The sequence below is a fragment of the Variovorax paradoxus B4 genome, from assembly GCF_000463015.1.
GTDB classification, from domain to species: domain Bacteria; phylum Pseudomonadota; class Gammaproteobacteria; order Burkholderiales; family Burkholderiaceae_C; genus Variovorax; species Variovorax paradoxus_E.
Window position 1 is genome coordinate 636,528 of sequence record NC_022234.1, and the last position, 16,228, is coordinate 652,755.

Below are 16,228 nucleotides of genomic sequence, written 5' to 3' on the forward strand. Positions count from 1 at the left end.
CCCACGGCGCCGCACGACCCCGCACGGGTCGCGTCCACGTCAGGCGAGAAGTACCTCCGCGGCTTTCGTGCGCTGGGCGTGGCCCGGGTCGACGTTGAGGAAGTCAGACAGCGCCGGGTTGACGGGCTGCTGCGGGTCTTGCGCATGGCCCGCATCGAGCATCGCCTGGAGCTCGACGGCCGAGGGTTGCATCGTATCGACGATGAAGCGCACGCCACCATGCTGAGGAGGCGTTGGCTTCGGGTTCGGTGTCGGGTTGGGTGTTGCCGTCGACCTGGGTATTGGTGTCGGAGTGAACGTCGGGGTAGGGGACGGGCCCGGCACCGGCGTGGTCGTCGCCGAAGGGGTGGGCAAAGGTGTCGGTGTCTGCGTCGGCGTGGGGGTCGGTGTGGGGGCAGGAGCCGGCTGGTTCTGCTGCGGCTTCTTGTTCTTCTCGTGCATCGACCATTCCTCGGCGGCCACCCGTGCGGCGACGGCCACGCCCAGCAGCACCAGCGGCGGCGCGCCGCGGCGGATCCAGCCGTGCGAGGTCTCGGTCGGGCTCGTCCTGGCCTCGCCGAGCGGGGCATTGAAGTAGTTGGTCAGGCGCGAGTGGTAGACCATCGGGCCCATCTGCCGGTTCGAGCGGTACTCGTCCAGATAGTCCTTCTGCGTGCCGCGGAAGATGCCCACGTCGCTCGCCACCTTCAGCAGCTGCGGTGTCGCGAGATCCCATTGGCCGCCGCGGATGTACATGTAGGCCTGGATGCTGTCGGAGATCGTCAGCCCGATCGTTCCGCTGGAGTCGCCCCACGACGAGAACTGCGCCAGGCGCTGCGTGAAGGTGCGCTTGACCATCGGGCCGCCGTCAGGTGCGACGCCGTCGTGCGTGACGGCCTTCGGGTTGCCCAGGCCGATGAGGACGCGCCTGAACCACGAGTAGCCGTTGGTGGCCTTGTAGACCGGCAGCGGATTGCCGTTCTTGTCGAGCGGCGGCGTGGTGGCCTTGGGCGGCGGCGCCTGGCCGGCCTCGGGCGCGGGGGCATCGGTCGATCCGCGCTCGCTCATGACATGCCCGCTGCGTGCCTGCGCGATCGAGGCATAGCGGTTCGCCACGCTGGCGCCGAGGCCGGTGGCGTTGCCCACGGCATAGTGCAGGCTGCCTTCGTTGCTGATCCACTGGCGCACGCCGTCGAGCGTGGTGATGTCCCAGGTCCACTGGTGGCTCGGCGCGTCGAAGAAGGGGTTCAGGTACAGCCGCGTGCCTGCCGAGTGGCTCAGCCCGAAGCTCAGCACGCGCGCCCCGAACAGCGTGCGGCCCACCGGCGAGTTCGGCGACGTGAGCTTGCCGGGGCTCTGGTCCAGCACCGCGCGCGAGCGTGCGTCCGACGGGTTGACGCGCAGTGTTTCCGCCGCCATCGCGATGGTCTGGCGGTCGGCCTTCGGAATGCCGCGGAATGCGCCGCGGGCTCCCGTGGTCTGGCGCGCGACCGTGTCGAGCGGAATGTCCTCCAGCGTCCTGAGCGCGGCGTTGACGTCGCCGTTCTTGCTCGCCAAGGTCTGAACCGCGTCGCGGTAGCGTGCGCGGTCCGCGCCCGGCACGTTGCGCAGCAGGCGCCCGCGCACGGCGCCCGCATGCTGGGTGCCGCGTCCCACTTCAGGGGCGGTCATCAGCAGCGCCGCGGCTTCGGCGTCGCGGGGGTTGGCGTTGAAGGCCTTCAGCGCCTGGGCGTAGTCGTTGCGAAGCGCGGGCGGAATGCGGTTGAACAGGCCGCGCTTGCCGATCACCGGGCGCGCGCTGCGTTCGATGGCGCCCTTGTAGAGCGTGTCGAGAGCTGTGGCGTCGTCGGGGTTCCTCGCCAGCACCTTCAGCGCTTCGCCATAGTCGCTGCGGCCCTGGATGCCGCGCCGCGCCGCGTGCCAGCTGTCGAGCTGGCTCTTGAGCTGGAACAGCGAGGCCTCGCGCTTGGCCGGGTCGGCGATGTTGCCGATCAGCGCGAAGGTGTCCTGGTCCTTGGGGTTGAGGTACTTCTGCAGCCGGATCTTGCCGCCCTGCTTCAGGCCCGCGATGCTGCCGCGGTAGAAGAAGGCTTCGTAGGCGTAGCGAAGGAACACGGCGCGCGCACCGACGTAGCCGCCCAGTGACGCGCCGGCGACGCCGAGCGCCGGGTTGGTCATGTTCAGGCCCAGTGCCCCGCCCCCGAGGCGGACCGCACCGTAGAAGGCCGCGCCGGTGCCGATCATGTAGCCGACCGACTTGGCGAAGATCCGTCTCTTCTGCGCCGGCGACATCACCTGGTCGTTCGTCTCCATCGTCTTGTGCGGATCGACGAAGACCTCGCCGGGCTTCGGCGCATGCGCAGCCTGCCGGTTGCTGATGCTGACCGGGTGTACTGCGCCGTCGGGGCGCACGCCGACGATGCCGTCGAACTGCGCCTGGGTGAAGCGTCCGGTGGCCGCGACCTGCGCCATCTCGGTCTTCGGGCCGATCAGCCGCACCACGCCCACGAGGCCGCTGCCTTCGGTGTTCGCCTGCGCGGCCGCCGCCGCGCGCGCAGTCTCGAAGCTGGAGTACACATGCGAGCGGTCGAGCAGCGCGAAGGTGGCATCGGGCGCGCCCTGGTTGAGGCTGGCCGCGTCCTTCGCAAGGACGTAGCGCCCGCCGATGAAGTCTGGTGCGCCGATGAACGAAGGCGCCTGGCCGCGTGCCCATTGCATGAAGCGCGTGCGCAGCGGAATGTCGCGCGCGGCATGGCCGTCCGGCGAGCCGGCGCTTGCGAGGTAGAGCGTCTGCTCGATGTCCTCGGGAGTGGCCGCGGCTTTGCTTGTCTGGAGTTCGCGCAGCGTTGCCGGGCCGGCATAGGCGGGGCGTGGCTTGGTGTAGTCGCTCGGCCCTTCGAGCAGTGCGTCCATGTCGGGTTCGAGCATCGCGAGCCCCGTGGATTCGCCGGCCTGGTGGTTGGCGGCGGCCGTGCTCGGTGCCGCCGGTGCGGACGCACCCTCGCGCCATGCGGCCGAATGCACGTTCGGAATGCCGATGGGCATCGGCTGTCCGTCCGCGCCGACGTGCACCGAACCCATGATCTCCTCGGGCGCCGCGCGGCCGCGCTTCGTCAGCGGCGCCATGCTGCCGTCGGGATGGATGCGGTACACCCAGGCGCCGCCTCTCTGCTGCGCCGCGGCGGAGGCCTCCGCGAAGGTCCCGAAGGTGTTGTTGCGCTTGGCGCGCACGCCGGTGCCGCCATACATGATCTCGCCCGGCGCCATCGGATGGACCGCGAAGCGCACGTTCGAACCCGCGGCGGGGTCCTCGGTGATGCGGGTCGTCACCGCGGCTTCATCGGGCGAGGGTTGCAACGGGCGCAGCCCAGATCCGGGCTCGCTCGCGCGCTGGTGGAACGCAACGAGCCTGTCGCCGCGCAGCGCGACCTGCAACCAGCTGCGTCCGGTGCCGAGCGTGGTCGGCGCCAGGGGCGTGCCATGCGCATCCACGCCGGTGGCGACGGGGCCCCATGGCAGGCCACCCGTCTTGACGGAGGGCGTGTCGGTGTCGCCGCGGCCGGCGCCGGCCGTGCGGGGCCGCTCGGGAGCGATCGGTCGTGCCGCGCGCGGCGGCTCCGGCACGGCGGATGCGGCGCGCGGCGCCACGGGTTGCGCAGCGGCCGGCTCGATCGGCAGGCCCGGGCGAAAGCGCGCGTAGACCGGCGGGCCCTGCACCGGGATGTCGTCGTAGACGGTGCGCCCGTTCTCGCGGATTCCGACGATGGGCAGCGACTGCATCGGCTCGGCCTTGAGCGCGCCTGCGTTGTAGGAGCTGCCTTCGTCGCTCAGGGAGATGCTCCGGGTGTAGACGGAGCCCGGCGCGTTCTGGTCGCGGTTGGTCATCACGACCGACTCGGTTGCCGCGTACACGTCGTGGCCGAGCAGCGTGGCCAGGCGCTGCGCCAGCGGCACCGCGCCGTCTCCGCTGAGGCACGACAGCATCAGTACCGGCTGGCCGCGATAGTTCTCGTGCGCGACGATGGCTCGCGCCAGCCCCTCGGCCGTGAGCGGATTGCCGTTTGCGTCGTTCATCATGCCTTCGAGCCCGTGGCCGTTGACCGCGAAATAGCCCTCGGGAATGGGGACCGCCTCGCTCGCGGGCTGGCCGTCGCTGCGGCGCACCGTGCGCTCGCCCGGCGCGAAGATCTCGAGGTCGGCCACGCGGCGGCGGAAGGCGTTGATCCCCATCTCGCTTCGGCCGGACTGCGTGTTGAGCAGGTCGACGCGCCGGCCGCTGGCACTGGTGTAGATCAGCGGCTGGCCCGGCGCATAGCCCTCGGGATAGGCGATGCGCAGGGCGGGCCTGTCCGGATGGGCGGTGATCTGCGTGGCCTTCGCGGGGCCGCCTTGTGCGGGGTCGACTTTCACGGTGGCCAGCACGGCTTCGGGCGGGACGCTGCCGTCCGGCGCGATGCTTGCCGCGTCCACGATCGCGATCTCGTCGCCCAGCGAGACCCAGCCCTGGGGCTGCACCGCCGCGAGCGCTTCGTCGAGGGTGGCGTAGTGAGTGGGCAGGACACTGGAGAAGTCGCCGCTGGCTTCGCCCCTTGCATGGTCGCTGGCGCGCTGCGCGGCACTCGGGCTGTCCGTGCCGGCAGGCAAGCCGTCGCGGTGAGCGGCGAGGATGATGCCGCTGTCGTCATGGGTGCGCGGATAGAGGTAGTAGCGCACGCCCTCGGCTTCGCCGCCGGCAGCGAACACGGTCAGCAGCGAATCCGACCAGTTCGTGGTGCCGAGACGGCGGGTCGCCGGCAGCGGATAGCTCGTGGGCCCGCCGAGCTCGGGGTCCTGCGCCGGCCTGTAGACGGCGAAGCTGCCCTCATCACCCTTGGCGGGCGATGCCGGCGTGGACTTCACGCTCACCAGATCCTTTGTGCCTGCGTTGTGCTCCAGCTCGATGCGTTGCGCCGAGCGCACGAAGGGGGCATTGGCGCGCGGTGCGTCTTCCGCAATGTTCGAGCCCGGGCTCGTGCGTTTTTCCTGGGGACTGCGTGCGCCCGTCGGTGCGCGCGCGGTCCCCGGGGCATCGGCGGTATCGCCCGCGCGCCGCACCGAGGTCATGACCGGGTTGAACGAGACATCGGTCACGATGGACGGCAGCGCCGCCGGACCGGCCACGTCGGCGGGCACCGCACGCGGCGTCGACGGCCACGCGACGCTCATGCGTGGCGCTTCGCGGAACGGCGTGAGCGCGTCGGGCGTCGTCGTTGCGTCCGCCGGCCGCGCGGTGTTCGCGGGCGGCGGCTTGATCGCGTTGTGCACGCGCACGTAGCCCTTGGCGAAGATCGGCGAGGCAAAGCCCGCGGCGTTGACGCCGAGCATCATGATCTGCTGCTCGCGCTCGGCCGGGGTCATCTGGTCCCAGTTCTTCACCAGCGAGTGCACGCCTTCTCCGGTGGCGTAAGCACTGCCGAGGCCGAGCGGCTTGGAGGCCATCGCCGCGGGCTTGCCCCAGGCCTGGGCGGTCTGCGCGTAGCGCGCGAAGTCGGCCGCGCGTGCCTGTGCCGTCACGGCGTCGCCGGCGGCTTCCGCGGCCGTGGCCGCCTTGGCGGCCCGGCCCGCGCGCAGCGCGGCCATGGTGGCGCGCGTGGAGGCGCCCACCACCGGCACGCTGACCGTCGAGAGACCGAGGTTCAGCCAATCCATGCGCGCCTGCTCGCTGTTCGCCGGATTGATGCTCTGGCCGTGCGTGCTGAGCTTGTTCAGGTCCTCGACCGAGGTCGCGACGCCGTAGCCCGCCGCGAGCACGGTGAGCGCGCCGGCAGCCAGCATGACGCCAGGCGCCGCGAGCGTGCCGAAGGAGCCGACCGTCAGCGCCACGCCAGCCACCAGGCCGACGCCGGCGACCACCATGTCCAGGTGTTTCTCGCGCCGGAAGGTCTGCCACCCGGTCTCGGTGCGCGCGTCGCCGGCGAAGAGCTTGACGTTGCCGTTGGCGTCGAGCGAGTAGCTGGCGTCCTCGGGCGTGACGAGCTTCACGCCCTCGACCGGCAGGCTGTTGTTGGCGCGGTAGTCCGTGAGGTCCTTGTAGGTCCAGGCCTGTTCGTCGACGAGCTGGGTCTCGCCGGGCTTGTCCTTGCTCTCCACCTTGAAGATCGCCGTCTTGATGATGCCGCCGTCGTCGCTGTCGAGCGCGTAGACGACGGGCAGCACGGTCACGCGCGCGTGCTCGCCGCCGACTTCCACCACCTTGTCGACCATCTTCGAGAGCAGGTCCTTCTGCGCGTCGCCGAGGTTGCCAAAGAGGCGCTGGTTCTGCCGGAGGCGCTCGCTGTCGGCCGGCGTCGCGGCATCGAGCGAGCGGTCGGGGTTCCAGCCGAGCGCCAGGCCGATCTCGTTCTCGATCTGCGTGCGGCCCTTCATGGCGATCGGGCCGCCGCCGTACTGCACGAACTGGTCGTTCATGATGGCCTGCGCCATCACCTGAGGGTTCTGCTCGAACAGCCGATAGAGTGCGCGCTTGTCGTCGCGCTGGCTGAACGGCAGGTTCTGGATGGTGAAGCTCTGCTGCTGCGCGTAGGCGTTGTCGCGTGCGCCGGCGGCCTGGTAGCGCACGGCCGTGTCCGACTGGGTCTGCGCCGCCTGCAGCTTCTTCCAGGTGTCGCTGCCGGTCTCGGCCAGGCCGGGGTTGGCGCTCTTCCATTTCTCGTGCGCAGACTTCGCGGCGGCGAGATCGCGCGCCGCGGCGTCGGCGTGGAACTTGTTGACCGAGCTGAGCCAGTCCTTTCGGGCGGCGTCGGCCCTGTCGCGTGCATCGTCGGCGGTCTGCTGCGGCGAGGTGGCGTAGCACATCTGCGCGCGGCCCGCGCGCTTGTCGGCTTCGATGCGCTGGCGCGCGTGGTTGGCCTCTTGCCAGGTGATCGCGGCGTCGACCGCGGCCTGTTCGTTCTGGGCGATGGTGACGCGCGCCTTGGCGTCGTCGAGGTCATTGCCCAGCGCGGTGCGGTCGCCGGTGCCTGCGTCGTAGGCGTCCTGCGCCTTGTCGCGCGCCTTGATCGCGTCCGTGAGGTTCTGGTCCACCGTCTTCTTGCGCGGCGCGAGGTCGTCGCCGAAGTTCAGCGTGGGCGCGGGCTTGCCGTCGGGCCCGGGCGCCGGCTGCGCGCCGGGCTGCGGCGGCGCGTCGGCCGCGGCCTGCGCCAGGCGCTTCTCGACGTCGGCGCGGGCGCTGCGCGCCTTGGCGAGGCCGCCGTCGCCGAACTCGGAGGTCTTCCACCGCGCGGCCGTGGCCGGGTTCATCTTGTAGGTGCCGGCGCGCACCGAGAAGTCGACCATCTGGCCCTGGTCGGACTTCTGCCAGCCGAAGACCTTCGAGTCCTTCTTGATCGTGACGTCGTAGCCTCCCTTGCCGTCCGCGCGCACTTCGATGTCGTCGGGCGAGAGGCCGCGCGGCAGGCCCTCGGCACTGACCTTGCCGTCCTCGCCGCGCTTGATGTTCCAGGTCGGGTCGTAGTTCTTCGGGTAGACGTCGCCGGTCGTCGACTTGTCGCCGTTCATGAACATCGTCAGCTGCGGCTTGGCGAAGCTCGTGCGGTCGTACTGGTAGCGCGCGGCATACCAGGCGCGTTCGGCATCGATCTGACCGAGCTGGGTCTCGATGTCGCGCTTGGCGAGGTCCAGCGCGTCGAGTTCGTCGAGCGCCTTCTGCTGCTCGGCCTCGGTGGCCTTGCTGCCGGGCGCGGTGAGCGTCTTCACTTCCGCGGCCTTCTTGTCGTAGGCCTCCTGCGCCGCGGGCAGCTGCGTCTCGCGCATCTTCTTCTCGTCGTCGCCCGAGAGCTTCGGCTGCGCGGCGTCGGCCTGGCGCTGGGCCTCGCGCGCCGCGACGCGCAGGTCCTCGAGCTTGCCGCCGTCCACGGTCTTGCCCGCGGCCTGGTCGCGTTCGGCCGCACGCAGGTCCTGCATGGCCTTCAGCGCATTGGCGTCAGCCTGCGCGGCGCGCTGCTGCTCGAGCGCCCGGCCCAGGTCCTGAGGCTTGGCGTTGGCGACGGCGCTGTTGGCGTCGGTCAGCCCCTGGTTGATCTTGTCCGCGCGATCGAGATAGCCGGTCGCGTCGAGCTTGGCGCGGCTACCGTCGGCGCCGCCGAAGAGGTCGTCCTTGACCGCGTTCAGCGTGGTCGTGGTCTGGTCGCTGCGGGCCTTGGCGGCATCGCGCTTGTCGTTCGCGGCGTACAGCGCGGCGGTCAGCGGATCGAGTTCGGTCTTCTTGTCGCCGTCGACGTAGAAGTATTTGCCGTCGATGTTGCGGACCTTCTTGCCTTCCTCGCTGCCGGGCTTGGCCCAGAACGCGGGATCGTAGCCGTCGGGATCGATGTTCCGCGTCGTGGTCTTGTCGCCGTCGTGCTCGGTCACCGTGACGCGGGCGGGGCGCTGCAGCGATGCCGCATTCCATGCGCCTTCGGCGTCGGTCTTTGCGTTCTCGGCGTCGCTGGCCCCGAGCTTAGCGTCGAGGTCGTCGCTCAGCGCGTGCATGTAGCGCTGGCCCTGCTGCGCATCGCGCAAGGCCGCGTCGGCCTTCTGGATCTCCTTGGCATCGCCGCCGGCCACCGCCTGGTCGTACTTGAAGCTGAACTCCTTGACCTCTGCGTCGGCGACGCGCGCGTTGTAGTCGGCATCGACCGTGCCGAGGGTGTTGGTCTTCGGGTTCTGCGGGTCCGACGGATCGGTGGTGCCGAAGGCATTCTCGGCGCTCTGGAGTTCGGACTTGGCGCGGTTGGCCACGGCGCGCAGGCGCTCGGCCTCGGCCTGGGCGTTCTGCTTCGCGGTGACGAGCGTGTCGTTGCGGCCACCGTCGGTGCTGAAACCTGCGGCGTATTTTTCGGCCTTGGTGGCGGCCGCATCGGCGTCCTGGGCGCGGCTGCGCGCGTCGGCCACTTGCGCCTTACCGGCCTGACCGGCGTCGTACTGTTCGCCGCGCAACTGGCGCACTTCGGGCGAGTCCGCGCGCACGCCGTCGCGCGCCTTGTCGATGTATTTGCCGATGCTCTTCGGGTCGAACACGCCGCCCTTGTCGAGCGCGGCGTGAGCGTCGGCCGTCACCTTGTCGATGGCGTCGTTCGGGTCCTTGCCTTCGGCGATCGCCCTGAGGCTGGCCTTGCGCATGTCCTGCTCGGCGGCCTGCAGCCAGTCTGTCATGGCGGTGTCGACCGCGGTCTTCTGTTCCCTGGTGCCGTCGCCGCCGTTCGCCTGCGCCTTGAACACCGGCTTGGCGGCGGTCTGCGCCTTCTCGAGCAGGGCTTGGGTGCCCGGGCTGGTCGCAGGGGCCTGGCCCTTGGGCTGGTTGGCCGGCGGCTCGAAGATGACATTCATCTTCTGCGCCGCGTCGACCTTGCCCTGCGCGGCGCGCGTGGCCTCCGAGGGGTTGTTGTCCGCACGGCGCTGCCGGATCTCGTCGAGCTTCGCGTCCGCGAGTGTGGACTGCTTGTCCTTGAGGTTGCTTGCCGCTTCCTGCTTGAGCGCATCGCGCTCGGCCGCGTCGCTGGCGCTGCGCGCCTTGGTGGCTTCCTGCTGATCGGCTTCGGCCTTGCTTTTCTCGGCCTTGGCCTCGGCGGCTTCAGCGGCCTTGCGCGCTTCCTCCGCTTTGCGGCGCGCCGCTTCGGCCTGCTTGCGTGCTTCCTCGGCCTGCCGCCGCGCCTCTTCGGCCGCCCGCTTCGCCGCGGCTTCCGCCTGGCGCCGCAGCTCTTCGGCAGCCCTGGCGGCCGCCAAGGCATCCATCGCTGCCTGTGCGGCGGATTTCGATCCCGACCCATCGCTGCTGATTGCTAGAACCATAAGACCCCGGATGAAGCTGCAGATTGAAAGAAGGGCGCACGGAACGGCCCGGCCGGCCCCGATGCCGCGCGAACTCTAAGTGGCATCCCCGCGTGCGGGCAACAACGAGTTCTCGTAGACGGGTGCGCGCCATGGCGTGGCTCCGCAGGGCCGCGCAATGCCTGCCGCGGCCGAAGAATCATGGGCCGCCGCGAGCTCATCGGTACGACAGCACCAGCCCGTGTACCAGTCGCGTCCAGCCGTCGAGCATCACGAACAGGAGCAGCTTGAACGGCAGGGAGATGGTGGTGGGCGAGATCATCGACATGCCCAGTGCCAGCAGCACCGTCGCGACGATCAGGTCGACCACGACGAACACCAGGTAGATGATGAAGCCGATCTGGAAGGCGCGCGTGAGCTCGCTGAGCGTGAAGCTAGGCACCAGCACCATGAAGTCGTCGTCCTTCAGCTGCTCGGCGCGCGCCTTCGGCCAGATGTTGGCGGCCGACTTCAGAAAGAACTGCCGTTCGCGCTCGTGCGTGTGCTTCTGCAGGAACTCCTTCACCGGCGCCTTGGCCGCATCGATGACGGCCATGATGTCGCCAAGTCCTTCGCCCTTGGCGCCGAAGCTGCGGCCGCGCAATGCATCGCCGATGTCCATGCCCACCGGCGCCATGATGTAGACGGACAGGATGATCGCGATGCCGTTGAGCACCATGTTGGGCGGTGTCTGCTGCAGGCCCAGTGCGGTGCGCAGCAGGCCGAACACGATGACCAGCTTGGTGTAGCTCGTCACCATCAGCGCCACGAACGGCGCGATGCCGAAGGCGACGATGAGCGCGACCAGGGTGAGGGGTTCGGGTAGTCCGCCTTGCATGGGTGTGGCCCGGGTGCGGGGTCCGCCTTCAGACTTCGCCCGGCGCGAACTCCGACACGCGCACGCCCAGACGGTCGCCCACCGCGACGAGATAGCCCTTGCCCAACACGTTGCCATGCGCAAGGATGCGCACCGGGCTGCGGTTGAGTGGTTGGCTCAGGTCGAAGACATGCCCGGCGCGGATGTTCTTCAATTCGCCGAGCGACACGCAGAGGTCGCCGACCTCGAAGCGCAGCGTGACCTCCAGCGCATCGAGACGGTCGATCGGCAGGTTGGCGTTGTCCGCGGTATCGGTCGCGAGGGCGGGTATGTCTGGCTTCATGGCACTGTCTCTCGATTGCTGAACGGTGATGCGCGAGCCTTCGGCGAAGGCGGAAAGATGTCGCCCCGCGGGGCCTCCCAGCTCGGCCGCGACCACGATGGCGGCTCCCGAGGAACTCCATTGCTCGATGCCGATGATGTCGCCGGGACGGATGCTGCCGACCTCGCCCAGACGGATCGGCGTGCTGCCGAGGCGAAAGCTCACGGGCAGGCGCAGCGCGTCGAACGCATGGTCCGCGTGCGCGTTGTGCCGTGAAGCGGGGCCCGCCGGCACCAGCGCGTCCAGCGTGGCGGCATCCTCGAACTGCACGAAGCCGCGCAGCACGGCGCTGCCTTCCAGGGGAATGGCAACGAAGAAGGCGGCGCGTTCGGGATCGCACTGCAGCAGCGCTGCCTGCAGGCCGCGTTCGTGGGACTCGCGCGCTTGCGCTTCGGAGGGTTGCCATTCGAAATGAAGACGCAGTGCCTTCTCGAGTGCGTCGATCAGCGGATGCAGCGCATCGGCGAGCAGGATGTAGCGCAGGTCGCGCGGCAGCAGGTCGATGCGGCGCTCGCCCAGCAGCGTCTGAAGGCTCGGCGCGTCCATCGCGAGATGGCCGACATGTGCACCGAGCCTGAAGCGGAAACTTTCTCGCGCCGTGCGCGCGAAAGCCGTGTCGTGGTGCCAGCGGATGCGGTAGCGCACGCCGCGCGCAGCCGTCATGTCGGGCAGCGGCGCCGCACCATACAGGCGATTGAGCGCGCGCACGTTCGCGGCATCGGCACGCGGCAATGCGCGTGCTTCGCCGAGTTCCGTCACTGCATCAGCGCCTGCGGCGGGCATGCGCGCTTTCGTTCAACACGCGGAAGCGGTCGGCTCTACTTTTTGTCACCTTCTTCATGCCTTGAAGCAACGCGAGTCGGTTCGCATCGGGACCGGCAGCTTAGCCAGACGCGTTGCTCGAAGGTAGTCCGCAAACACGTAGTGCCGCGCACGCCACACACGGCGGCCATCTACGAGAACTCGTGGTTGCCGCGAATGGATGGCGGCGCATAGAGTCCGTCGCGTCGCGGCATTCCTCGCGACCGACAACGAAGCGATGCGATGCAGAGGGCATCGTCCGGCACTTCGCAACACCCGCAAGACAAAGACGCCATGGCGAGTTCTCCGCGATCCTTCTCAACCTACCGTGGCGGCGTGCGCGACCTGCTGGGCAGCGCGGGCCGCTACAACGACCTGCTGCTCGCGGGCCTGCTGGTGGTGATCGTCGCGCTCTTCGTGCTGCCGCTGCCGACGGCGCTGCTCGACCTGCTGATCGCGAGCAACCTCGCCATCAGTCTGGTGCTGCTGATCGTGGCGATGTACGTGCCTTCGGCACTGTCGCTGTCGACCTTCCCGTCGCTGCTGCTGTTCACCACGCTGTTTCGCCTTGCGCTCAACATCGCATCGACGAAGCTGATCCTGCTGCATGCCCATGCGGGCCACATCATCGACACCTTCGGCAAGCTGATCGTCGGCAACAACGTGGTGGTCGGCGGCGTCGTGTTCCTGATCATCGCGATCGTGCAGTTCATCGTGATTGCGAAGGGTTCCGAGCGGGTGGCCGAGGTGGCGGCGCGCTTCGCGCTCGATGCGATGCCGGGCAAGCAGATGAGCATCGACGCGGACGTGCGCGCTGGCGTGCTGTCCTCCGCGCAGGCGCAAAAGCGCCGCCAGATGCTGGAGCAGGAGTGCCAGCTCCACGGGGCGATGGATGGTGCGATGAAGTTCGTCAAGGGCGACGCCATCGCGAGCATCGTGATCGCGCTGGTCAACATCCTCGCGGGCATCGCCATCGGAACGATGATGCACGAGATGAGCCTGGGCGGTGCGCTGCAGCGCTACGCGATCCTCACGGTGGGCGATGGCATGGTCTCGCAGATCCCATCGCTGCTGGTGTCGATCGCGGCCGGCATCGTCATCACGCGCGTGAGCACCGGCGAGCGCCGCGACACGCAGCTGGCCAACCAGATCGGGCAGCAGCTCATGGCGCACCCGCGTGCGCTGATCATCGCGGGCCTCGCAGTCGCGAGCTTCCTGGTCGTGCCGGGCTTTCCGAAGTGGGTGTTCGGCCTGCTTGCGGCGGTGCTGCTGGGCTTGGGCTTCGCGGTGCGCATGCGGCGCCGGAAGAACCAGACCCCGGGCTGGATCTCGCACCGCGAAGAGGCCGACCAGGAGGACAGCGACGGCGATCACGCCATTGCCGCGCCGCTGGCGGTGCGGCTGTCCAGCGGCCTGCGCGGCGGCGTCGACCGCCATGCGCTCGACCTGCATCTGGCCAGGGTGAAGACCTCGGTCGAGTCGGATCTCGGCCCGGTGTTTCCGCGCCTGCAGCTCGCGTACGCCGATGGCCTCGCCGAGCACGAGTATCAGGTGCTCGTGCACGACGTTGCAGTGACACAGGGCACGCTCAGGCCCGGGTGGCGCATGCTCGATCCGGCCGAGGCCGCCGCGCCGCCGGCCGGCGCCGAAGTGGTCGATCCCTTCGGTCCCTTTGCGCGGGTGGTCTGGGTGCCGGACGAGGCGGCCGGCTTCAAGAGCTGGAACAACGAGGAAGTGGTCGGCCTGCACCTGGACCACGCGGTGCGCCGCAATGTGCGCGAACTCATCGGCCTGCAGGAGGTGCAGCGCCTGCTGCACTCGGTGCAGCGCGATGCGCCCGAGCTCGCGGCCGAGGTGTCGCGCGTGGCTTCGGGCCAGCGCATCGCCGAGGTGCTGCGCCGGCTGCTGCAGGAAGGCATCCCGATCCGCAACCTGCACGCGATCTTCGAATGCCTGGCGACCTGGGCGCCGAAGGAGCAGGACGCGATCGCGCTGACCGAGCTGGTGCGCATCGACCTCGGGCGCTACATCACCAGCCGCTACGTGGGACCGAACCGCCAGCTCGAGGCCATCCTGTTCGAGTCCAGCCTGCTGGAGCGCGTGCAGAACGCCATCGAGCGCTCGCCGCGCGGCAACCTGCTGCTGCTCAGCCCGGCCGTCGCGCAGGACATCCGCGAGCAGGTGCGCCGCATCCTCGGCTCGGCCGCGACACGCGTGGTGGCCATCGCCTCCTCGGACGTGCGCCGGTACATCAAGACGCTGATCGAGCCGGTGGCGCCGCTGCTGCCGGTGCTGTCCTACCAGGAAGTCGATGAAGACGTGGCCCTGCAGCCGGTGGGCTGGGTCACCAATCCGCAGGCCCATTGATGAACATCCCATTGCCTTCGAAGGCATACCGCAAGAAGAACGCCATGACTCCGCAGAACATCCTGGACATCACGCGCGAAGGCCTGCTCCTCGTGCTGTGGATCTCGTTGCCGGTGGTGGCGGTGCTGCAGGCCGTGACGCAGGTGCAGGACCAGAGCATCGGCCAGTCGATCCGCATGATCGCAGTGATGGTCGCGATCATCGCCACCGCGGGCTGGATGGGGCGCGACGTGATGCGCTTCGCCGAGCGCGCCATGCAGACACTGAGCTCCCTGCCGTGAAGAGCGTCCTCGACATGCGCGTCCCGCACCTGAAAGCCTTGTGCCGACGCAGCCTCGCGCTGTGGGGCTGCGCCGCGCTGGTGCTGCTGGCCGCACCGTCGCCGGCCCACGCGGCCGAGCTGCGCTGGAGCAACCGGCCGTTCCAGATCGTCGCCAACGAGAAGCCACTGGCCGACTTCCTGCGCGAGCTGGCTTCGTCGCAGAACGTCACGGCGGTGATCGACCCCAAGGTGGTCGGCGCCATCAGCGGCAAGTTCGCCGGCTCGGCGCTGACGACGCTCAACAGCGTGTGCGCGGTCAACGGGCTGACCTGGTACTTCGACGGCGCCTTCCTGTTCGTCGACCTGGCCGCCGACGCGAAGAGTGAAGTGCTGCCCATCGCGGCCGAGAACGCGGGGCGCATCGCCGAGACGCTGGTGCGCCTGCACATCTCCGACGAGCGCTATCCGCTGAGCATCAGCGAGCGCGACGCCAGCGTGTACGTGACCGGGCCGCGCCGCTACGTGGAAATGGTGCGCCAGGCGGTGAAGCTCGCGGACCAGAAGAGCGCGATGGCCGAGGGCGCCGAGATCCGGCTCTTTCCGCTGCGCTACGCCTGGGCGTCGGACTTCCGGATCAACCGCTCCGGCAAGGACACGGTCATCCCCGGCGTGGCCAATGTGCTGCGCAGCCTCTACGGCCGCGGCAACGGGAATTCGCCCGCGGGCAGCCCCGGTGCCCGGGGCATGAGCGGCGGCATGTCGCTGGGGCCGAACCGGCAGATCAAGCTGCGCAGCGGCGAGACCATCAACGCCCCCAAGGTGGAGATCGCCGGGGCCGGCGGCGATGCTGTCGCGCAGGGCGGCATCTCGAACCTCCCCGGCGGCGAACTGCCCCAGTTCCAGGCCGACACGCGCATGAACGCGGTGCTGGTGCGCGACATGCCCGACAGGATGGCCCAGTACGCGAAGCTGATCGAATCGATGGACGTGCGGCCGCGGCTGGTCGAGATCGAGGTGACCATCATGGACATCAGCTCCGACACGCTCAACAGCCTGGGCATCGACTGGCGCCTGCATGGCCGGCATGCGGACTTCCAGACGGGCCGCGGCGATCGCGGCCAGTTGACCTGGGGCGGCTCGGGCAGCGAGGCCGGGCAGATCGGCAGCGCCGACGGCTCGGGCAATCCGCTCACGCCGCTGGGTGGCATGTTCACCGCCGCCATCGGCAACAGCGCGCGCAACTACCTGCTGGCCCGCGTGACCGCGCTGGCCACCAACGGCAGTGCGAACTTCGTGGCCCGTCCGAAGGTGATGACGCTGGACAACACGGAGGCCGTGCTGGAGAACCTCAGCGAGTTCTATGTGCGGGTGGACGGCTTCCAGGACGCGGGCCTGTTCAGCATCACGGCCGGCACTGCCGTGCGCGTGACGCCGCTGGTCATCGACGAGAAGGCTTCCCGAGGCGTGATGATGTCCATCGACATCGTCGATGGCGATCTCAGCCCGATGTCGGTCGACAAGATCCCGATCGTGCGCCGCCGAACCGTCAACACGCAGGCGCTGGTGGAGGAGGGCGCGAGCCTGCTGATCGCCGGCTATTCGTCCGAGGAGAAGAGCAATGCCGTCACGGGCGTGCCGCTGCTCAAGGACATTCCCGGCGTCGGCGGGCTCTTCAGGTCGACCGAGAAGAAGCAGTCCAACATGGAGCGCTTCTACCTGCTGACGCCGCGGCTGGTGCTGCCCGGCGCCACGGCGAACGTGCCGACCTTGCCCTTGCCGGAAGTGGGAGGCTGAG

6 protein-coding genes are annotated in these 16,228 nt (G+C 69.3%); 3 read left to right on the forward strand and 3 right to left on the reverse strand.

What is annotated here, in order from left to right; translation table 11 throughout:
• Positions 1 to 39: 39 nt before the first annotated feature.
• The 3 genes from VAPA_RS30120 to sctQ form a co-directional block, all read right to left on the reverse strand.
• Positions 40 to 9,729, reverse strand: a complete 9,690-nt coding sequence (locus VAPA_RS30120; protein WP_021004007.1) for a DUF4781 domain-containing protein — start codon at positions 9,727 to 9,729, stop codon at positions 40 to 42.
• 253 nt (positions 9,730 to 9,982) lie between these two features.
• The gene (sctR, locus tag VAPA_RS30125) at positions 9,983 to 10,642 is read right to left on the reverse strand and encodes a type III secretion system export apparatus subunit SctR (RefSeq protein ID WP_021004008.1); all 660 of its coding nucleotides are present in this window, start codon (positions 10,640 to 10,642) and stop codon (positions 9,983 to 9,985) included.
• A 28-nt stretch (positions 10,643 to 10,670) separates the two neighbouring features.
• Positions 10,671 to 11,786 (reverse strand): type III secretion system cytoplasmic ring protein SctQ, encoded by a 1,116-nt coding sequence (gene sctQ, locus VAPA_RS30130; protein WP_021004009.1) that lies wholly within the window; start codon positions 11,784 to 11,786, stop codon positions 10,671 to 10,673.
• Positions 11,787 to 12,098: 312 nt separating this feature from the next.
• Here sctQ and sctV point away from each other — a divergent pair, with 312 nt between their 5' ends.
• Genes sctV through sctC form a run of 3 tightly spaced genes read left to right on the forward strand, consistent with a single transcriptional unit; the run spans position 12,099 to position 16,227 of the window.
• Entirely contained in the window at positions 12,099 to 14,171 is a 2,073-nt protein-coding gene (sctV, locus tag VAPA_RS30135) for a type III secretion system export apparatus subunit SctV (RefSeq protein ID WP_021004010.1), read from the forward strand.
• A 44-nt stretch (positions 14,172 to 14,215) separates the two neighbouring features.
• The gene (locus VAPA_RS30140) at positions 14,216 to 14,452 is read left to right on the forward strand and encodes an EscS/YscS/HrcS family type III secretion system export apparatus protein (RefSeq protein ID WP_021004011.1); all 237 of its coding nucleotides are present in this window, start codon (positions 14,216 to 14,218) and stop codon (positions 14,450 to 14,452) included.
• On the forward strand, positions 14,449 to 16,227 hold the full coding sequence (gene sctC / locus VAPA_RS30145) for a type III secretion system outer membrane ring subunit SctC (RefSeq protein ID WP_230559107.1): 1,779 nt from the start codon (positions 14,449 to 14,451) through the stop codon (positions 16,225 to 16,227). Before VAPA_RS30140 ends, sctC begins: the two co-directional genes overlap by 4 nt.
• The last annotated feature ends 1 nt before the right edge of the window (position 16,228 follow it).